The sequence below is a fragment of the Burkholderia sp. ZZQ-2 genome (genome assembly GCF_050768715.1).
Lineage (GTDB): Bacteria > Pseudomonadota > Gammaproteobacteria > Burkholderiales > Burkholderiaceae > Burkholderia > Burkholderia cepacia.
Genome location: NZ_LDVA01000185.1, coordinates 1 through 19,365, shown reverse-complemented (window position 1 = coordinate 19,365; position 19,365 = coordinate 1). Strand labels below are relative to the sequence as shown.

The following is a 19,365-nucleotide window of genomic DNA, read 5'->3' as shown; positions in this document are numbered from 1 at the left end:
GTCAGCCGATCTGCTCGAGCTCTTCCTGCGCGGCAAGCCAGTCGGCCTCGACCGTCTCGAGACGCGTGTTGACGTCCCCGAGCTTGCGGATCGCATCGGTCAGCTCCGTCTTGCGCTCGGCTTCGTAGCTCGCCGGATCGGCGACGAATGCGTCGAGGCGTGCCTTCTCCGCGTGCAGCGTCTCCATTTCCTTTTCGAGCTTCGTGATACGCGTCTGCAGCGGCTTCTTCAGCACAGACAGGCGCTGCCGTTCCTCGGCGGCCTGACGCTTCTGGTCCTTGCGGTTGGCCGCGGCACCCGCGCCCGACGAAGCCGCGCTGTCCGCCTTCGCGGCGGCGCGCTGCTCGGCCGCGTGCTGCAGCAGCCAGTCGCGGTAGTCGTCGAGGTCGCCGTCGAACGGCTGCAGCCGGTGCTTCGCGACCAGCATGAACTGGTCGGTCGTCGCGCGCAGCAGGTGGCGGTCGTGCGAGACGAGGATCAGCGTGCCCTCGAACTGCGCGAGCGCCATCGTCAGCGCATGGCGCGTTTCGAGGTCGAGGTGGTTGGTCGGTTCGTCGAGCAGCAGCAGGTTCGGTTTCTGCCAGATGATCAGCGCGAGCGCGAGGCGTGCCTTTTCGCCGCCGGAAAACGGCCCGACCGGACTGGTGGCCATGTCGCCCGAAAAGTTGAAGCCGCCGAGGAAGTCGCGCAGTTCCTGCTCGCGCGTGTCGGGCGCGAGCCGCGCCAGATGCGCCAGCGGCGAATCGTCCTCACGCAGCGTTTCGAGCTGGTGCTGCGCGAAATAGCCGATCGTCAGCCCCTTGCCGTCGCGGACGTGCCCCGACAGCGGCGCGAGCGTGCCGGCCAGCGTCTTGATCAGCGTCGACTTGCCCTGGCCGTTCGCGCCGAGCAGGCCGATGCGCTGACCGTTCTGGATCGACAGCGCGACGCGCTCGACGATCGGGATCTCCGCTCCGCCGTCGGCGTGGTAGCCGCAGCGGACGTCTTCCATCACCATCATCGGGTTCGGCGCCGCATCGGGTGTGCGGAATTCGAACGTGAACGGCGACGCGATGTGCGCGGGCGCGATCAGCTCCATCTTCTCGAGCGCCTTCATCCGGCTCTGCGCCTGCTTGGCCTTGGTCGCCTTGGCCTTGAAGCGGTCGACGAAGCTCTGCAGGTGCTCGATCGTCTTCTGCTGCTTTTCGTAGGCGCTTTGCTGCAGCGCCAGTTGCTGCGCGCGCAGCACTTCGAACTGCGAGTAGTTGCCGCCGTAGCGCTTCACCTGGCGGTTTTCCAGGTGCAGCGTGACATTGCAGATCGAATCGAGGAATTCGCGGTCGTGCGAAATCACGACGAGCGTGCCGGGGTAGCGGTGCAGCCAGTCTTCGAGCCAGACGATCGCGTCGAGGTCGAGGTGGTTCGTCGGTTCGTCGAGCAGCAGCAGGTCGGAGCGGCACATCAGCGCCTGCGCGAGATTCAGGCGCATGCGCCAGCCGCCGGAGAAGCTGGCGACGGATTCGCGCGTCTGCGCGAGCGTGAAGCCGAGACCGAGCAGCAGCGCCTCGGCACGGGCCGGCGCGGTGTAGCCGTCGGCGTCGGCGAACGCCGCGTGCGCGTCGGCTTCGGCGGCGCCGTCATGCGCGGCGGACGCGGCGGCGATGCGCGCCTCGATCTCGCGCAGCGCGGCGTCGCCGTCGAGCGTGTAGTCGAGCGCCGAGCGGTCGACGGCGGGCGTTTCCTGCGACACGTGGGCGATCCGCCACGACGGCGGCATCGAGAAATCGCCGCCGTCGGAGTGCAGCTCGCCGCGCAGGACCGAGAACAGCGTCGACTTGCCGGCGCCGTTCGCGCCGATCAGGCCGGCTTTCTCGCCGGGATTGAGTACGAAGGAGGTCGACTCGAACAGCGGCTTGGTGCCGCGCGCAAGGCTGAACTGATTGAAACGGATCACGGCGGAAATGACTGGCCAAAACCGCTATTCTAGACTGCGCGCCGCCTGCGCCGGGCATTGGCCGTTCGGCGGATGCCGCAATGGAGCAATTTCGCCTAGACTCCACGTCGATCCGGTTTCGTAAAAGGAGTGCCCGATGTCCACCCTGTATTCGTTCAGCGCAGAGACGCTTGCCGGCGCGCCGGCCTCGCTCGACGCGTATCGCGGCAAGGTGCTGCTGATCGTCAACACCGCGAGCGAGTGTGGTTTCACGCCGCAGTACGCGGGCCTGCAGAAGCTGTACGACCAGTACGCGGCGCGCGGCTTCTATGTGCTCGGCTTTCCGTGCAACCAGTTCGGCAAGCAGGAGCCCGGCGACGCCGCGCAGATCGGCGCGTTCTGCGAGCGCAATTACGGCGTCACGTTCCCGATGTTCGCGAAGATCGACGTGAAGGGCGACCATGCGCATCCGCTGTACCGCTACCTGACCGATGAGGCGCCCGGCATTCTCGGCCTCAAGGCGATCAAGTGGAACTTCACGAAATTCCTGATCGATCGCGAAGGGCGCATCGTCAAGCGCTATGCGCCGTCCACCAAGCCGGACGAAATCGCCGCGGATATCGACAAGCTGCTGTGACGGCTGCCGGCGGCGTTCGCGGCGCCGATGCGGGTCGCCCGCCCGCCGTCGCGGTCCCGGCCGTCAGAGGATCGGTGCGAACAGTCGCGCGACGTGCATCGCGATGCGTCGCCAGGCAGGCGAGCGGCGGTATTCGTTCGCATCGACCTCGTACGCCTGTGCGAAGTCGGCAACGAGCATCGTCTCGACCTCGTCGGCGAATGCGCGGTCGACGGTCAGCACCATGATCTCGAAATTGAGGCGGAACGAGCGGTTGTCGAGATTCGCGCTGCCGATCGCCGCCGCGATGCGGTCGATCAGCACGACCTTCTGGTGCAGGAAGCCGGGCCGGTAGCGGAATACCTTCACGCCTGCATCGATCAGATCGCGCGCGTACAGCTTCGACGCCTCGAATACCACGTAGTGATCGCGCCGGCTCGGAATCAGGATGCGCACGTCGACGCCGCGCATGACGGCGAGCTTCAGCGCGGAGATCACGGCTTCGTCGGGAACGAGGTACGGCGTGGTGATCCAGACCCGTTCGCGCGCGGCGTTGATCGCCTCGACGAAGAACAGCGAGCCCGTCTCCTGCTTGTCGGCCGGCCCCATCGGCACGGCGAGGCAATGCATGTTGTCGCCCGGCTGCGCGGGCGGCGGCATCGCGAGCGGCGGCAGCTTCTGCGTCGCCCAGTGCCAGTCTTCGGCGAACACGTACTGGATGCTCGCGACCACGGGTCCGCGTATCTCGATGTGCGTGTCGCGCCACGGCGACAGGCGCGGCTTCGCACCGAGATATTCGACGCCGACGTTGTGGCCGCCGACGAACGCGCGATTGCCGTCGACGACGACGATCTTGCGGTGGTTGCGGAAGTTGAGCTGGAAACGGTTGACGAACTTCCGGTTGGTCGCGAAAGGATGAACCTCGACGCCGCCCCGGCGCAATGTGTCGACGTAGCTGTGCGGCAAGTCGAAGCTGCCGATGCTGTCGTACAGGAGGCAGCAGCGCACGCCGGCTGCCGCACGCGCGAGCAGCGAGTCGCGCAGCATCCGGCCGAGCGCATCGTCGCGCACGATGAAGAACTGCACCACCACGTAATCGCGCGCGGCGTCGATTGCGGCCAGGATCGCCGAGAACGTCGCATCGCCGTTCACGAGCGTGCGCACCGAATTGCCGCCGAGGAACGGCATGCCGCCGAGTCGCGTAAGCGCGAGCACCGCGGCCTGGCCGATCGCGTCGGCGGCCGGCCCGTCGGTCGCGTCGGTGCTGAGCCAGGGCGAGCGGGGTGTGTGCATGCGCAACATTTCCAGCTCGTGGCGCCGGGCGTCGACGTAGCCGGAGAACTTGCTGCGACCGAGGAACAGGTACGGAACGAGCGTCAGGTACGGCATGGCCGCAAGCGAGACGGCCCATGCGATCGCGCCTTGCGACGTGCGCGTATTCATGATCGCGTGGCACGCCGCGACGATCCCGAGCACATGGATGGTCAGGATCAGGGTGCCGAGATGTAGCCAGTCGAGGGTCATGGGCGCGTGACGGACTCCTGAGGTCGCGCGGCCGGGCGGCCGCCTACGCGCATCTTACCCAACCGTGCGGCGCAATGGTGCGCCGCACGGCGGGCGGGCCGGAAAGGCTCAGGCCTTGCGCGGCAGGTCGGACGCCTGGATCAGGAAGACGGCGTCGTCGCCCGCGCTGGTGGGCAGCCACGTGAGTTCGAGGCCGCCGAACGCGGCTTCGACGTTCTCGCGCTCGTTGCCGATCTCGACGACGAGCACGCCGTCGTCGTGCAGCCAGCGATGGGCTTCGGCGACGATGCGTCGCACGATGTCCATCCCGTCATCGCCGCCCGCGAGCGCCATCTCCGGCTCGTGACGGTACTCGGGCGGCAGTGCGGCCATCGACGAGGCATTCACGTACGGCGGGTTCGTCAGGATCACGTCGTAACGCGTGCCCGGGTCGGTGCGGAACGCGGGCAGCGGCGCGTAGAGGTCGCCGCGGTGCAGTGCGACGCGGTCTTCGAGGCCGTAGTCGCGCACGTTGATCTCGGCGACTTCGAGGGCCTTGTCGGACAGGTCGACCGCGTCGATCTCGGCATTCGGGAACGCGCTCGCCGCGAGGATCGCGAGGCAGCCCGAGCCCGTGCACAGCTCGAGCACGGCGCCGACCTGTTCGGGATCGGCGACGTACGGCTGCAGCCCGTCGTCGAGCAGTTCGCCGATGAACGAGCGCGGCACGATCACGCGTTCGTCGACGTAGAAGCGGTGGCCATGCATCCAGGCTTCATGCGTGAGGTACGCGGCCGGCACGCGGTCGGTCGCGCGCCGTTCGATCACCGCGAGCACGGCCGCGATTTCGTCGGGCAGGAGCCGTGCGTCGAGGAACGGCTCGAGCGTGTCGAGCGGCAGTTCGAGCGTGCGCAGCACGAGGTAGGCCGCTTCGTCGTACGCATTGTCGGAGCCGTGGCCGAACGCGAGCTTCGCCTTCGAGAAGCGCGTGACCGCGTAGCGCAGCAGGTCGCGAACAGTGGCAAAAGGTGTCGTCATGCGAGGCTCCATCAGGCGATCAGTTGTTCGAGCACGCGGCGGTACACGTTCTTCAGCGGATCGATGAAGCGCACTTCGATGTGCTCGTCGATCTTGTGGATGCTGCCGTTCGGCGGGCCGAACTCGATCACCTGCGGGCAGATGCGCGCGATGAAACGGCCGTCCGACGTGCCGCCCGTGGTCGACAGCTCGGTCGTGATGCCGGTCTCGGTGCGGATCGCGTTTTCCAGCGCGCCCGACAGCTCGCCGCGCGGCGTGAGGAACGGCAGGCCGCTCACCGACCACTTCAGCGTGTATTCGAGGCCGTGCTTGTCGAGGATCGCGTGCACGCGCGCCTGCAGGCCCTCGACCGTGCTCGCGGTCGAGAAGCGGAAGTTGAACAGCAGGTCGGCGTGGCCGGGGATCACGTTGGTCGCGCCGGTGCCGGCGTGCAGGTTCGATACCTGCCAGGTGGTCGGCGGGAAGTATTCGTTGCCTTCGTCCCACTGCTCGGCGGCGAGCTCGGCGAGCGCCGGCGCGAGCAGGTGGATCGGGTTCTTCGCGAGGTGCGGATAGGCGATGTGGCCCTGTACGCCCTTGACGACCAGTTCGCCCGACATCGAGCCGCGGCGGCCGTTCTTGACGACGTCGCCGAGTTCGTTGGTCGACGTCGGTTCGCCGACGATGCAGTAGTCCATGCGTTCGCCGCGCGCTTCGAGCAGCTCGACGACCTTCACGGTGCCATCGGTGGCGGGGCCTTCCTCGTCGCTCGTGATCAGGAACGCGATCGCGCCGCGGTGGCCGGGGTGTGCCGCGACGAATTCCTCGGATGCGACGACGAACGCCGCGAGCGACGTCTTCATGTCGGCCGCGCCGCGGCCGTACAGCTTGCCGTCCCGATGGGCGGGGATGAACGGTGGCGAGCTCCATTGCTCGAGCGGGCCGGTCGGTACGACGTCGGTGTGGCCCGCGAAGGCGAGCAGCTTGCCGTCGCGGCCGTCGGCGCCGCGCTTGACGGCCCACAGGTTGGTCACGCCGTGCGACGCGATGGTCTCGCATTCGAAGCCGAGCGCGGCGAGGCGCTCGGTCAGGATCTGCTGGCAATGCTGGTCGTCGGGCGTGACGGACGCGCGGGCGATCAGCTGTTCGGTAAGGGCTAGGGTGGCGGACATGGTTCGGACCACTTTCGATAAAAAATGCCGGCGCGGTGGCCGGCAGCGACAAGACGTCGGGCTGCGCCGACAGGCGCAGCGCGGGCAGCCCTATGCGGCAAACAGCGCCGCGTATTGATCGGCCACGAAGCCGAGCGATTTCACGCGGCCGTTGACCACCAGCACGGGACGCTTGATGACCGACGGCTTGTGGATCATCAGCGCGACCGCGCCGGTCTTCGTTTCGGCGGCCGCCTTCATTGCGTCGTCGAGGCCGCGCCACGTGGTGCCGCGCTTGTTGACGAGTGCGTCGAGCGACACGTCCTTCAGCCAGTCTTCGATCAGCGGCGCGCTGACGCCGAGCTTCTTGAAGTCGTGGAACTCGAATTCGACGCCGTGATCGTCGAGCCACACGCGGGCCTTCTTCACGGTGTCGCAGTTCGGAATGCCGTAGACGACCACGGTGTGCGGCTTCGCCATCAGTCGCCTCGCAGCAGCTCGTTCAGGCCGACCTTCGCGCGCGTCTTCGCGTCGACCTTCTTGACGATCACCGCGCAATACAGGCTGTGCGAGCCGTCCTTCGACGGCAGGTTGCCGGCGACGACGACCGAACCGGCCGGGATGCGGCCGTAGCTGACTTCGCCCGTCTCGCGATCGTAGATCTTCGTGCTCTGGCCGAGGTACACGCCCATCGAGATCACCGAGTTTTCCTCGACGATCACGCCTTCGACGACTTCCGAGCGGGCGCCGATGAAGCAGTTGTCTTCGATGATGACCGGGTTCGCCTGCAGCGGCTCGAGCACGCCGCCGATGCCGACGCCGCCCGACAGGTGCACGTTCTTGCCGATCTGCGCGCACGAACCGACCGTTGCCCACGTGTCGACCATCGTGCCTTCGTCGACGTACGCGCCGATGTTGGTGTACGACGGCATCAGCACGACGTTCTTCGCGATGAACGAGCCGCGGCGCGCGATGGCCGGCGGGACGACGCGGAAGCCGCCTGCGGCGAAATCTTCGGCCGTGTAGTTCGCGAACTTCGACGGCACCTTGTCGTAGAACTGCGAGTAGCCGCCGGCGGGCATCGGCGCGTTGTCCTCCAGGCGGAACGACAGCAGCACGGCCTTCTTCAGCCACTGATGCACGGTCCAGTTGCCGTCGATCTTCTCGGCAACGCGCAGCGCGCCTTTGTCGAGCTGCTCGATCGCGTGCGCGACGGCTTCGCGGACGTCGGCCGGCGCGGCCTTCGGCGACAGCTCGGCGCGGTTGTCCCAGGCGGTATCGATGATTTGCTGAAGTTGTTGCGACATGTTCGTTTTCGCAGGAGATTGGATGGAATTGATCGGATGGACGATTACCGCGCGAGAGACCGGCAGAAATCGACGATGCGTTGCGCGCCCTCGACGCATTCGGGGGTGCCCGCGACGAGCGCGATCCGGATGAAATCGCGGCCCGGATTCGTGCCGTGCGCATCGCGCGCCAGGTACGAGCCGGGCAGAACCGTCACATTATAGTCGGCGTACAGGCGACGGGCGAACTCGGTGTCCGACAGGCCGGTGCGCGACACGTTGGCCCACAGGTAGAACGCCGCGTCGGGCAGCTTCACGTCGATCACGTCGGCGAGCATCGGCGTGACCGTGTTGAACTTCTGCAGGTACAGCGCGCGGTTCTCGCGCACGTGCGCCTCGTCGTTCCACGCGGCGATGCTCGCGTGCTGCCAGACCGGCGACAGCGCCGCGCCGTGGTATGTGCGGTACAGCAGGAATTTCTTCAGCAGCGCCGCGTCGCCGGCGACGAAACCCGAGCGCATGCCCGGCACGTTCGAGCGTTTCGACAGGCTCGACAGCATCACGAGCCGCTCGAAGCCGCGGCCGAGGCGGTGCGCGGCCTCGAGGCCGCCGAGCGGCGGTGCCGCTTCGTCGAAATAGATCTCCGAATAGCACTCGTCGGACGCGATCACGAAACCGTGGCGGTCGGACAGCGCGAACAGCTCGCGCCAGTCGTCGAGCGTCAGCACGGCGCCCGTCGGGTTGCCCGGCGAGCAGACGTACAGCAGCTGCGTGCGCGCCCAGACCGCGTCGGGCACCGACGCGTAGTCGCAAGCGAAGTTGCGAGCCGGGTCGCTGTTCGCGAAATAGGGTTCGGCACCGGCCAGCAGCGCCGCGCCTTCGTAAATTTGATAGAAAGGATTCGGACAGAGTACGATCGCCTTCTCGCCCGTTTCGGACGGGCGTGCGTCGATCACCGTCTGGGCGAGCGAGAACAGCGCCTCGCGCGAGCCCGACACGGGCAGCACCTGCGTGGCCGGATCGATGGTCGGCAGCCCGTAGCGGCGCTCGAGCCAGTGCGCGATCGACGTACGCAGCGCGTCCGAGCCGGCGGTGGCCGGGTACGACGCGAGACCGTCGAGCGCGGCCACCACGGCGTCGCGGATCAGCGCCGGGGTCGCATGTTTGGGCTCGCCGATGCCGAAGCTGATCGGTTTGAGGGCGCCGGAGGGCGTCACGTCCTTGAACAGGGCGCGCAGCTTTTCGAAGGGATAGGGCTGGAGCGAGTCGAGTCGAGGGTTCACGGGCGAAGCGGCCATCGCGGCCGGTTGGAGCGAAAGAAGCGGCGGGCGCGCCGCGCGGCTGCGAACGGGCGCCGCGGGCGCACGGGTCGCAACGGACGATTATAGCGTGACGGAACGCGGTCACGGCCTGCCGGAACGGCGGCCGGGCCGGTCGAATAAAGGGTATCGAACCAAATGAATAACGCGGTACGCGGCAGCCTGCCGACGCTGGCCATCCTGATCGGCGCATCGGTATGGGGCCTGATATGGTATCCGCTGCGGATCCTTGCGTCGCTCGGCGTGACGGGCACGCTCGCGAGCGCGCTGACGAGCCTCGTCGCGTTCCTGTTCGTGATCGTCGCGCGGCACCGCACGATCGCGACGCTGCGCTGGCACTGGGTGCTGGCCGGCATCGCGGTGACGGCCGGCGTGACGAACCTCGGATTCGTGTGGGGCACGATCCACGGCGAAGTGCTGCGCGTGATGCTGCTGTTCTACCTGACCCCCGCGTGGACCGCGATCTACGCGCACTTCCTGCTGCGCGAGCGGCTGACCTGGGCCGGCGCGGGGCTCGCGGCGCTGTCGATCGGCGGCGCGATGCTGATGCTGTGGTCGCCGGCGCTCGGCCTGCCGCTGCCGGCCAGCCCGGCCGAATGGGCCGGCCTCGCTGCCGGGCTGAGTTTCGCGATGAGCAACGTGCTCGTGATCAAGGCGAGCCGCGAGCTGCCGGAAATGCGCGCGGAGATGCGCACTGCGACGCTGTTCGGCGGCGCGGCCGTGTTCGGCGCGATCGCGTCGCTGTTCGAGGGGCTGCCGGCTGCGCCGGCGGGCGGCCAGCTCGGTGTCGCCGCGCTGATCATCGTCGCGATCGGCGTGACGATGGCGTCGAACAACCTGCTCGTGCAGTACGGGCTCGCGCGTGTGCCGGCGAACCGTGCGTCGATCATCATGCTGTTCGAGATCGTGATCACCGCGCTGTCGGCGTGGGTGTTCGCGAACGAGCTGCCGACCGCGCGCGAGTGGGCGGGCGGCGCGTGCATCGTGCTGGCCACGCTGCTGTCGAGCCGGGTCCATCGTGCCGCGCCGGCACCGGACAAACCCGGCGACGGTCGGGACGGTGCACGCGCGATGGTATGATGGAAGCCGTTTGCGGGGCCCAACGCTGGATGCGCGCGGCCCCGCTTTTGAATTCCGGGGCGCGTCGCGCGCATGGGCCGTCCGGCCTCGCGCAGTGCGGCTCCGTCCGTTTCACACCTTCTTCACATCCGATACCGCCGTGCGTCTGAGCTCGATCAAACTCGCTGGCTTCAAATCCTTTGTCGATCCCACGCATTTCCAGGTTCCGGGCCAGCTTGTCGGCGTGGTGGGCCCGAACGGGTGCGGCAAGTCCAACATCATCGACGCCGTGCGCTGGGTGCTCGGCGAGTCGCGCGCTTCCGAGCTGCGCGGCGAGTCGATGCAGGACGTGATCTTCAACGGCTCGACCGCCCGCAAGCCCGGCAGCCGGGCCAGCGTCGAACTGATCTTCGACAACTCCGACGGCCGCGCGGCCGGCCAGTGGGGCCAGTACGGCGAGATCGCCGTGAAGCGCGTGCTCACGCGCGACGGCACGTCGAGTTATTACATCAACAACCTGCCGGCGCGTCGCCGCGACATCCAGGACATCTTCCTCGGCACGGGCCTCGGGCCGCGTGCGTACGCGATCATCGGGCAGGGCATGATCGCGCGGATCATCGAGGCGAAGCCGGAAGAGCTGCGCGTGTTCCTCGAGGAAGCCGCGGGCGTCTCGAAGTACAAGGAGCGCCGCCGCGAAACCGAGAACCGCCTGCACGACACGCGCGAGAACCTGACGCGCGTCGAGGACATCGTCCGCGAACTCGGTGCGAACCTCGAGAAGCTCGAGGCGCAGGCCGTCGTCGCGACCAGGTACAAGGAACTCGTCGCCGACGGCGAGGAGAAGCAGCGCCTGCTGTGGCTGCTGCGCAAGAACGAGGCCGCCGGCGAGCAGCAGAAGCAGCAGCGCGCGATCGAACAGGCGCAGATCGACCTCGAGGCGCAGACGGCGAAGCTGCGCGAGGTCGAGGCGCAGCTCGAGACGCTGCGTGTCGCGCATTACTCGGCGAGCGACGCGATGCAGGGCGCGCAGGGTTCGCTCTACGAGGCGAATGCCGAGGTGAGCCGCCTCGAAGCCGAGATCAAGTTCATCGTCGAATCGCGCAATCGCGTGCAGGCGCAGATCGCCGCGCTGAACGCGCAGCGCGAGCAATGGCGCGCGCAGGCCGAGAAGGCGCAGGACGAGCTCGAGGAAGCCGAGGAAGCGCGTGCGATGGCCGACGAGAAGGCCGCGCTCGCCGAAGACAACGCCGCCGCGAAGCACGACGCGCTGCCGGCGCTCGAAGCGAAATGGCGCGATGCGCAGGCGCAGCTCAACGACGAGCGCGCGCGGATCGCGCAGACCGAACAGTCGCTGAAACTCGAGGCCGCGCACCAGCGCAACGCCGACCAGCAGCTTCAGCAGCTTCAGCAGCGCCATGAGCGCCTGAAGAGCGAAGCGGGCGGGCTCGACGCGCCGGACGAAGCCCAGCTCGAAGAGCTGCGCATGCAGCTGGCCGAGCAGGAAGAGATCCTTGCCGAAGCGCAGGCGCGCCTCGCCGACGCGCAGGAAACGGTGCCACGCCTCGATGGCGAACGCCGTGCCGCGCAGGAGCGCGTGCAGGCCGAGGCCGCGCAGATCCACCAGCTCGAGGCGCGTCTCGCCGCGTTGAAGCAACTGCAGGAAAACGTGCAGACCGAAGGCAAGGTGCAGCCGTGGCTCGACAAGCACGAGCTCGGCGCGCTGCCGCGCCTGTGGAAGAAGCTGCACGTCGAGGCCGGCTGGGAAGCGGCGCTCGAGGCCGTGCTGCGCGAGCGCCTCGCCGCGCTCGAAGTGTCGAATCTCGACTGGGTGAAGGCATTCGCGACCGATGCGCCGCCGGCAAAGCTCGCGTTCTATGCGCCGCCCGCGGCCGGCGAACCGCCCGCGGCCGTGGCGGGCCTGCGTCCGGTGCTGTCGCTCGTGCGCATCGACGATGCGGGCATCCGTGCGGTGCTGAACGACTGGCTCGGCAACGTGTATGTCGCCGACGACGTCGCACAGGCGCTCGCGACGCGCACGCAGCTGCCGGCAGGCGGCGCGTTCGTCGTCAAGGCCGGCCATGTCGTCACGCGCGTCGGCGTGCAGCTCTACGCCGCCGATTCGGAGCAGGCCGGGATGCTGGCCCGCCAGCAGGAAATCGAAAACCTGACGCGCCAGGTGCGTGCGCAGGCGCTGCTCGCCGACGAGGCGCGCACGGCGGCCGTGCGCGCGGAAGCCGCGCACACGCAGGCCACGCAGGCGCTCGGCGACGTGCGCGCCCAGGCCGAGCGTGCGACGCAACGCGTGCACGCGCTGCAGATGGACGTGCTGAAGCTCGCGCAGGCGCACGAACGTTACACGCAGCGCAGCACGCAGATCCGCGAGGAACTCGAGGAAATCGGCGCGCAGATCGAAGAGCAGCGCGCGATGCGCGCGGAATCGGAAGCGAATTTCGAGCGTTTCGACGGCGAACTCGCGGAGCTGCAGGCGCGCTTCGAGGACAACCAGCTCGCATTCGAAGCACTCGACGAATCGCTGACGCAGGCGCGTCAGGAGGCGCGTGACCTGGAGCGCGGCGCGAACGACGCACGCTTCGCCGCACGCAACGCGGTGACGCGGATCGACGAACTCAAGCGCAGCATCCAGGTCGCGCACGAGCAGAGCGAACGTGTTGCCGGATCGCTGGAAGACGCACGCGCCGAACTCGAGACGATCAACGAGCAGACCGCGCACACGGGCCTGCAGGACGCGCTCGAAGTTCGTGCGGTGAAGGAAGAGGCGCTGCAGGCCGCGCGGATCGAACTCGACGACCTGACCGCGAAGCTGCGCGCGTCGGACGAGCAGCGGCTCGTCGCCGAGCGCTCGCTGCAGCCGCTGCGCGATCGCATCACCGAATTGCAGTTGAAGGAGCAGGCCGCGCGCCTGGCGGTCGAGCAGTTCGCCGAGCAACTGACGGCGGCCGAGGTCGACGAGGAAGCGCTGCGCGAGAAGCTCACGCCGGATCTGAAGCCGTCGTACCTGCAAGGCGAGGTCACGCGCCTGAACAACGCGATCAATGCGCTCGGCCCGGTGAACATGGCCGCGCTCGACGAGCTGAAGGCCGCGAGCGAGCGCAAGGTGTTCCTCGATGCGCAGTCGGCCGACCTGATCGACGCGATCACGACGCTCGAGGACGCGATCCACAAGATCGACCAGGAAACCCGCACGCTGCTGCAAGGCACCTTCGACGAGGTCAACCGTCACTTCAGCGACCTGTTCCCGCGCCTGTTCGGCGGCGGCCAGGCGAAGCTGATCATGACGGGCGACGAGATCCTCGATGCCGGCGTGCAGGTGATGGCGCAGCCGCCGGGCAAGAAGAACGCGACGATTCACCTGCTGTCGGGCGGCGAGAAGGCGCTGACCGCGACCGCGCTCGTGTTCGCGATGTTCCAGCTCAATCCGGCGCCGTTCTGTCTGCTCGACGAGGTCGACGCGCCGCTCGACGACGCGAACACCGAGCGTTTCGCGAATCTCGTGCGCGCGATGTCCGACAAGACGCAGTTCCTGTTCATCTCGCACAACAAGATCGCGATGGAGATGGCGCAGCAGCTGATCGGCGTGACGATGCAGGAGCAGGGCGTGTCGCGGATCGTTGCGGTGGACATGGAAACCGCCGCGGGTTTTGCCCAGAATTGACGTTTGACGAAACCGGACCGCGTTCGCGCGGCGCATGGGCGCCCGTTCGCGGTTCCGACGAACAAGAATTGCTGATGGAGCGTGCATGGACGAGTTGACACTCGGTTTGATCGGCGCGGGCGCCGTCGTGGTGGGCGGCGTCGTGGTCTACAACGCATGGCAGGGCGCGAAGGTGCGGCGCAGGATGCCGCGCCCGATGCCGGAGGAAGCGGCCGAGGCGATGAACCGCCCCGAGCGCGACGAAGAGTTGCCGTTCATCGAGCCGGTGCGTCAGCCGGTGCGGCGCGAGCCTGCGGCGCCGGCTGCTGCGGCTGCCGCGTCGGCGGAAGTCGCGCGCGTCGAGCCGACCTTCGGCGGTGCGGCGCCTGCCGACATGCCGGCCGATCTGCAGGCCGAGGCGACCGGCGTCGAGTCGCCGGCCGAGCCGGTCGACGCGGTCGCCGGCGAAGACACCGTGCCGGCCACCGCGCACGACACGCACGCTGAAGCGGCCGAGCCGGTCGAACCCGTGCTGCCGGCCGCGACGACGATCTCGTCGGCACCGCCGGCGATCGTCGACCGCCGGATCGATTGCATCGTGCCGATCCGCCTCACCGGTTTGCTGCCGGGCGACAAGATCCTGCCGGCCGCGCAGCGGCTGCGCCGCGCGGGCAGCAAGCCCGTGCATATCGAAGGCAAGCCCGAAGGCGGCCAGTGGGAGCTGCTGCAGAACGGCGTGCGCTACGAGGAACTGCGCGCGGCCGCGCAGCTCGCGAACCGCAGCGGCGCGCTGAACGAGCTCGAGTTCTCCGAATTCGTGACGGGTGTCCAGCAGTTCGCCGACGCGATCGACGGCGCGCCGGAATTCCCGGACATGATGGAAACGGTCGCGATGGCGCGCGAGCTCGACGCGTTTGCCGCGCAATGCGACGCCCAGCTGTCGATTAACGTGATGTCGGACGGCGCGCCGTGGTCGGCGAACTACGTGCAGGCGGTCGCGTCGCAGGACGGGCTGCTGCTGTCGCGCGACGGCACGCGTTTCGTGAAGCTCGACGCGAAGCAGAACCCGGTGTTCATGCTGCAGTTCGGCGACACGAACTTCCTGCGTGACGACCTCACGTACAAGGGCGGCAACATGATCACGCTGGTGCTCGACGTGCCGGTCGCCGAAGAGGACATCCTGCCGTTCCGGCTGATGTGCGACTACGCGAAGTCGCTGTCCGAACGGATCGGTGCGCGGGTCGTCGACGATTCGCGCCGGCCGCTGCCGGAATCGACGCTCGTCGCGATCGACCAGCAACTGATGAAGCTGTACGCGAAGCTCGAGGAAGCCGGCATTCCGGCCGGTTCGCCGGTCACGCGCCGCCTCTTCAGCCAGTAACGCGAATGCACGGGCGGCGGGCTTCGGCGCCGCCGTTCGTCGCTGCGGCGCACACCTCGCTGTTTGCGCTGCAGCACGCGCATCGGGCGCGTTTTGCGCGCCCCGCCACGGCGGCAAACTGAGATAATCGGGCATCCGATTTTCTCAGAACGAATCTGCCGCCAGCATGGCCCGAACCCAAGCCGAACCGCCAGCCAGCCAGCCCGACGCGCGCGCCGCGTGGCTGCGCGACCAACTCGAGCGGGCGAACTACGCCTACTACGTGCTCGATCAGCCGGATCTGCCCGACGCCGAGTACGACCGACTGTTTCGCGAGTTGCAGCAGCTCGAAACCGATCATCCCGAACTCGTGACGCCCGATTCGCCGACGCAGCGCGTGGGCGGCGAGGCGGCCGGCGGCTTCACGCCGGTCGTCCACGACGCGCCGATGCTGTCGCTGAACAACGGCTTTGCCGACGAGGACATCGTCGCGTTCGACAAGCGCGTCGCCGATACGCTCGACAAGGCGACCGATCTCGCCGGTTCGGTGACGGAGCCGGTCGACTACGCGTGCGAACTGAAGTTCGACGGTCTCGCGATCTCGCTGCGTTACGAGCAAGGCATATTCGTGCAGGCGTCGACGCGCGGCGACGGCACGACCGGCGAGGACGTGACCGAGAACGTGCGCACGATCCGCTCGATTCCGCTGAAGCTGAAGGGCAAGAACGTGCCGGCCGTACTCGACGTGCGCGGCGAGGTACTGATGTTCAAGCGCGATTTCGCACGCCTGAACGAACGCCAGCGCGCGGCCGAGCAGCGCGAATTCGCGAACCCGCGCAACGCCGCGGCCGGCAGCCTGCGCCAGCTCGACTCGAAGATCACCGCGCAGCGCCCGCTGTCGTTCTTCGCGTACGGGATCGGCGTGCTCGACGGGATGCCGATGCCCGATACGCACAGCGCGCTGCTCGACTGGTACGAGTCGCTCGGCCTGCCCGTGAACCGCGAGCGCGCGGTCGTGCAGGGCGCCGAGGGCTTGCTCGACTTCTTCCGCAAGGTCGGCGAGAAGCGTGAGTCGCTGCCCTACGACATCGACGGTGTCGTCTACAAGGTCAACCGGCGTGACGAGCAGGAGCGCCTCGGTTTCGTGTCGCGTGCGCCGCGCTTCGCGCTTGCTCACAAGTTCCCCGCGCAGGAAGCGCTGACGAAGCTCGTCGCGATCGACGTGCAGGTCGGGCGCACCGGCGCGATCACACCGGTCGCGCGCCTCGAGCCGGTGTTTGTCGGCGGGGCGACGGTGACCAACGCGACGCTGCACAACGAGGACGAGGTGCGCCGCAAGGACATCCGGATTGGCGATACCGTGATCGTGCGCCGCGCCGGCGACGTGATCCCCGAGGTGGTCGGTGCGCTGCTCGACCGGCGCCCGGCCGATGCGGCCGAATTCGTGATGCCGACCGAATGCCCGGTGTGCGGCTCGAAGATCGAGCGCCTGCCGGACGAGGCGATCGCGCGCTGCACGGGCGGCCTGTTCTGCCCGGCGCAGCGCAAGCAGGCGCTGTGGCACTTCGCGCAGCGCCGCGCGCTCGACATCGACGGTCTCGGCGAGAAGATCATCGACCAGCTCGTCGAACTGAATCTCGTGCGCACGCCGGCCGACCTGTTCAATCTCGGCTTTGCGACGCTCGCCGAGCTCGACCGGTTTGCCGAGAAGTCCGCACAGAACCTGCTCGACTCGCTCGAGAAGGCGAAGCACACGACGCTCGCGCGCTTCATCTACGGGCTCGGTATCCGCCACGTGGGCGAATCGACCGCGAAGGATCTCGCGAAGCATTTCGGTTCGCTCACGCCGATCATGGACGCGTCGATCGAAGAGCTGCTCGAAGTCAACGACGTCGGGCCGATCGTCGCCGAGTCGATTCATCAGTTCTTCGCGGAAGAGCACAACCGGACCGTGATCGAGCAGTTGCGCGCACCGGGCAAGGTGACGTGGCCGGAAGGGCCGCCCGCGCCGAAGGCGCCGCAGGGCGTGCTGGCCGGCAAGACCGTCGTGCTGACGGGCACGCTGCCGACGCTCACGCGCGATGCCGCGAAGGAAATGCTCGAAGCGGCGGGCGCGAAAGTGGCCGGTTCGGTATCGAAGAAGACGGATTACGTGGTCGCGGGCGCCGAAGCCGGCAGCAAGCTCGCGAAGGCCGAGGAACTCGGCATCCCCGTGCTGGACGAAGACGGCCTGCACCAACTCCTGGAGGGCAATACGCCATGATTCGCGAGATCCTGAAGATGGGCGATCCGCGCCTGCTCGAAGTCGCCAAGCCGGTCGAGCGGTTCGATACACCCGAGCTGCACGAGATCGTCGCGGACATGTTCGAGACTATGCACCATGCGAACGGCGCCGGCCTGGCCGCGCCGCAGATCGGCGTCGGGCTGCAGATCATCATCTTCGGCTTCGGCAACAACAACCGCTACCCGGAAGCGCCGCCGGTGCCCGAGACCGTGCTGATCAACCCGAAGGTCGAATACATGCCGCCGGACATGGAGGAGGGCTGGGAAGGCTGCCTGTCGGTGCCGGGCATGCGCGGCGTCGTCAGCCGCTATGCGAAGGTGCGCTACAGCGGCTTCGACCAGTTCGGCGAGAAGATCGATCGTGTCGCCGACGGTTTTCACGCACGCGTCGTCCAGCACGAATACGACCATCTGATCGGCAAGCTGTATCCGATGCGGATCACCGATTTCACGCGCTTCGGCTTCACGGAAGTGCTGTTCCCGGGGCTCGATCCGGCTTCCGACGACTGATCCCTCGGCTTTCCCGGTTTCTCGCAGACAAGAAAAAGCCCGCTTGCGCGGGCCTTTTCATTGCATGGCGCACGTGTGGCGCGCCGGCGGTCAGAACGTCTCGTCGGCCGACAGATAGCGCCATTGCCCCTGCGGCAGTGCGCCGAGCATCACGCGGCCCATCCGGACGCGCTTCAGGCCGATCACGTCGAGACCCACCAGTTCGCACATGCGACGGATCTGGCGCTTCTTGCCTTCGCGCAGCACGAAGCGCAACTGCTCGCCGTTCTGCCAGCTCACCATCGCGGGCTTCAGCGCGACGCCGTCGAGCTCGAGGCCGTGGCGCAGCTTCGCGAGCGATTCCGCCGGGAAGTGCTGGTCGATGTCGATCAGCCGTTCGCCGAAGCGCACGCGCACCAGGTATTCCTTGTCGATATCCGACTGCTCGCCGATCAGCTGCTTCGCGATCACGCCGTTCTGCGTCAGCACGAGCAGGCCGGTCGAATCGATGTCCAGGCGGCCGGCCGGTGCGAGCGCGTGCAGGTGCTGCGGCGAGAAGCGTACCGGCGAATGGTCGCCGCTCCAGCGGTTCGCGCGCGTGATCAGCACGGCTGCCGGCTCGTAGCCGTCTTCCGCCTGGCCCGACACATAACCGACGGGCTTGTGCAGCAGGATCGTCACTTGCGCGGCCTGCGCGGCGCTCGCGCGCTCGTCGATCTCGATCTTCTGGTCGGCGCGGACCTTGGTGCCGAGCGTGTCGATGCGTTCGCCGTCGACGAGCACCCAACCCTTTTCGATCCATTCGTCGGCTTCGCGGCGCGAGCACATGCCGAGCTCGGACATCCGCTTCGACAGGCGCATCAGGCCCGTTTCGTCGCCGTAGTCGACGTCGGCCGCCGCGCGCTTGACCGGCTGCGCGGTCTTGACCGCACCGAACGAGCGGCGTTCGCCGTCGCGCGCGGGGCGGGCCGGGTGGTCGCCGAAACTGCGCTTCGTGCCTTCGCCGGCCGTCTTGTCGCGATAGGACGGGCGCTTGCCGTCGTCGGCGCCTGCGCGGCGCGGACGGGCATCGTCATCGCGGCGCGGCGGACGATCGGACGACGGGCGGCGATCGCCAAAGCTGCGCTTTGCCCCTTCACCGGCTGCCTTGTCGCGATAGGACGAGCGTTTGTCGTCGTCGCCACCTGCACGGCGCGGACGGGCATCGTCATCGCGGCGTGGCGGACGATCGGACGACGTGCGGCGATCGCCGAAGCTGCGCTTCGCACCTTCACCAGCTGCCTTGTCGCGATAGGGGGTACGCGGGCCGCCTTCACCACCGGCGCGACGCGGACGTGCGTCGTCATCACGGCGCGGCGGGCGATCGGACGACGTGCGACGGTCGCCGAAGCTGCGCTTCGCGCCTTCGCCGGATGCATTGTCACGGTACGGCGCGCGTGCGCCGCCTTCACCACCCGCGCGACGCGGACGTGCATCGTCATCGCGGCGGGGCGGGCGATCGGACGACGTGCGACGGTCGCCGAAGTTGCGCTTTGCACCTTCACCGGCTGCCTTGTCGCGATAGGACGAGCGTTTGTCGTCGTCGCCACCGGCGCGACGCGGACGTGCGTCGTCATCACGGCGCGGCGGACGATCGGACGACGTACGGCGATCGCCGAAGCTGCGCTTCGCCCCTTCGCCGGCCGCGTTGTCACGATACGGCGCGCGCGTGCCGCGTT

Annotated in this window: 14 protein-coding genes; 6 read left to right on the top strand and 8 right to left on the bottom strand. The window is 67.9% G+C overall.

From position 1 onward, the window contains the following. Nucleotide 1: 1 nt before the first annotated feature. Nucleotides 2-1,933, bottom strand: coding sequence for an ATP-binding cassette domain-containing protein (locus ABY44_RS12465; RefSeq protein WP_042974800.1), 1,932 nt, complete (start codon nt 1,931-1,933; stop codon nt 2-4). A gap of 136 nt (nt 1,934-2,069) precedes the next feature. On the opposite strand from ABY44_RS12465, the gene ABY44_RS12460 reads away from it, so the two are divergent. Beyond that, nucleotides 2,070-2,549 (top strand): glutathione peroxidase, encoded by a 480-nt coding sequence (locus ABY44_RS12460; RefSeq protein WP_027787077.1) that lies wholly within the window; start codon nt 2,070-2,072, stop codon nt 2,547-2,549. 63 nt (nt 2,550-2,612) lie between these two features. Here ABY44_RS12460 and cls read toward each other — a convergent pair whose 3' ends face one another. The 6 genes from cls to dapC all read right to left on the bottom strand — a co-directional run bounded on the left by cls (nt 2,613) and on the right by dapC (nt 8,783). Then, nucleotides 2,613-4,052: a cardiolipin synthase gene (cls, locus tag ABY44_RS12455; RefSeq protein ID WP_059694711.1), complete on the bottom strand. Its 1,440-nt coding sequence runs from the start codon at nt 4,050-4,052 to the stop codon at nt 2,613-2,615. A gap of 108 nt (nt 4,053-4,160) precedes the next feature. Continuing rightward, nucleotides 4,161-5,069, bottom strand: coding sequence for a 50S ribosomal protein L3 N(5)-glutamine methyltransferase (gene prmB, locus ABY44_RS12450; RefSeq protein ID WP_027787079.1), 909 nt, complete (start codon nt 5,067-5,069; stop codon nt 4,161-4,163). Between the two features lie 11 nt (nt 5,070-5,080). Then, a complete protein-coding gene (dapE, locus tag ABY44_RS12445) occupies nt 5,081-6,220 on the bottom strand; it encodes a succinyl-diaminopimelate desuccinylase (RefSeq protein ID WP_060084331.1) in 1,140 nt (379 codons plus the stop codon). A 90-nt stretch (nt 6,221-6,310) separates the two neighbouring features. Further along, nucleotides 6,311-6,679, bottom strand: coding sequence for an ArsC family reductase (locus tag ABY44_RS12440; protein ID WP_006478478.1), 369 nt, complete (start codon nt 6,677-6,679; stop codon nt 6,311-6,313). After that, nucleotides 6,679-7,506, bottom strand: coding sequence for a 2,3,4,5-tetrahydropyridine-2,6-dicarboxylate N-succinyltransferase (gene dapD, locus ABY44_RS12435; protein WP_014896723.1), 828 nt, complete (start codon nt 7,504-7,506; stop codon nt 6,679-6,681). The genes ABY44_RS12440 and dapD overlap by 1 nt, the downstream gene beginning before the upstream one ends. Nucleotides 7,507-7,550: 44 nt before the next feature. Continuing rightward, a complete protein-coding gene (gene dapC / locus ABY44_RS12430; protein WP_060170438.1) occupies nt 7,551-8,783 on the bottom strand; it encodes a succinyldiaminopimelate transaminase in 1,233 nt (410 codons plus the stop codon). 159 nt (nt 8,784-8,942) lie between these two features. Between dapC and ABY44_RS12425 the strand changes: the two genes are divergently transcribed. The 5 genes from ABY44_RS12425 to def all read left to right on the top strand — a co-directional run bounded on the left by ABY44_RS12425 (nt 8,943) and on the right by def (nt 17,668). Beyond that, nucleotides 8,943-9,884: a DMT family transporter gene (locus tag ABY44_RS12425; protein WP_027787082.1), complete on the top strand. Its 942-nt coding sequence runs from the start codon at nt 8,943-8,945 to the stop codon at nt 9,882-9,884. A 139-nt stretch (nt 9,885-10,023) separates the two neighbouring features. Beyond that, nucleotides 10,024-13,536, top strand: coding sequence for a chromosome segregation protein SMC (gene smc / locus ABY44_RS12420; protein WP_059651618.1), 3,513 nt, complete (start codon nt 10,024-10,026; stop codon nt 13,534-13,536). An 85-nt stretch (nt 13,537-13,621) separates the two neighbouring features. Continuing rightward, the gene (locus ABY44_RS12415) at nt 13,622-14,896 is read left to right on the top strand and encodes a cell division protein ZipA C-terminal FtsZ-binding domain-containing protein (protein ID WP_027787084.1); all 1,275 of its coding nucleotides are present in this window, start codon (nt 13,622-13,624) and stop codon (nt 14,894-14,896) included. Between the two features lie 166 nt (nt 14,897-15,062). After that, complete coding sequence (gene ligA, locus ABY44_RS12410; protein ID WP_060170435.1) at nt 15,063-17,138, top strand: NAD-dependent DNA ligase LigA; 2,076 nt, start codon at nt 15,063-15,065, stop codon at nt 17,136-17,138. After that, complete coding sequence (gene def, locus ABY44_RS12405; protein WP_059532269.1) at nt 17,135-17,668, top strand: peptide deformylase; 534 nt, start codon at nt 17,135-17,137, stop codon at nt 17,666-17,668. Before ligA ends, def begins: the two co-directional genes overlap by 4 nt. Before the next feature lie 90 nt (nt 17,669-17,758). On the opposite strand, the gene ABY44_RS12400 is transcribed toward def, so the two are convergent. Beyond that, on the bottom strand, nt 17,759-19,365 hold a 1,607-nt coding region (locus ABY44_RS12400; protein ID WP_431641253.1), incomplete at its 5' end, for a pseudouridine synthase.

Coding starts and splice junctions, on each gene's coding strand:
- dapE (WP_060084331.1), bottom strand. CDS start 6,220: ATGTCCGCCACCCTAGCCCTTACCGAACAGCTGATCGCCCGCGCGTCC.
- ABY44_RS12440 (WP_006478478.1), bottom strand. CDS start 6,679: ATGGCGAAGCCGCACACCGTGGTCGTCTACGGCATTCCGAACTGCGAC.
- dapC (WP_060170438.1), bottom strand. CDS start 8,783: ATGGCCGCTTCGCCCGTGAACCCTCGACTCGACTCGCTCCAGCCCTAT.
- dapD (WP_014896723.1), bottom strand. CDS start 7,506: ATGTCGCAACAACTTCAGCAAATCATCGATACCGCCTGGGACAACCGC.
- def (WP_059532269.1), top strand. CDS start 17,135: ATGATTCGCGAGATCCTGAAGATGGGCGATCCGCGCCTGCTCGAAGTC.
- prmB (WP_027787079.1), bottom strand. CDS start 5,069: ATGACGACACCTTTTGCCACTGTTCGCGACCTGCTGCGCTACGCGGTC.
- ABY44_RS12460 (WP_027787077.1), top strand. CDS start 2,070: ATGTCCACCCTGTATTCGTTCAGCGCAGAGACGCTTGCCGGCGCGCCG.
- ABY44_RS12415 (WP_027787084.1), top strand. CDS start 13,622: ATGGACGAGTTGACACTCGGTTTGATCGGCGCGGGCGCCGTCGTGGTG.
- cls (WP_059694711.1), bottom strand. CDS start 4,052: ATGACCCTCGACTGGCTACATCTCGGCACCCTGATCCTGACCATCCAT.
- ABY44_RS12425 (WP_027787082.1), top strand. CDS start 8,943: ATGAATAACGCGGTACGCGGCAGCCTGCCGACGCTGGCCATCCTGATC.
- ligA (WP_060170435.1), top strand. CDS start 15,063: ATGGCCCGAACCCAAGCCGAACCGCCAGCCAGCCAGCCCGACGCGCGC.